General features: G+C 69.2%; 1 protein-coding gene. It reads right to left on the bottom strand.

Annotated features, from left to right (window positions below; translation table 11 throughout):
* A partial coding sequence (locus tag O5O54_RS22315; protein WP_279484039.1) for an efflux RND transporter permease subunit occupies nt 1-240 on the bottom strand: 240 nt, incomplete at both ends.

Here is a 240-nt window from a genome sequence, read left to right as displayed (position 1 = left end):
CCGGCGCGCAGGCCGAGGCTGACGAACGACACGGCGAGCACGATGACGATCGCCTCGACGAGCGCCGTCGTGAAGCCGCCGACCGCTTCCTCCACCACATGCGGCTGATCGGAGACGAGATGCAGGCCGACGCCGATCGGCAGTTGCGCCTCGACGGCCTTCATCTCGGTGGTCAGGGCTTCGCCGAACTCGAGGAGGTTCGCGCCGGCCTTCATACCGATCGCGAGCCCGAGCGCTGGC

The organism is Aureimonas sp. SK2, assembly GCF_029813115.1.
GTDB lineage: Bacteria > Pseudomonadota > Alphaproteobacteria > Rhizobiales > Rhizobiaceae > Aureimonas.
Note: the sequence above shows the minus strand (reverse complement) of the source record. Positions and strands in the feature narration are given on the sequence as shown.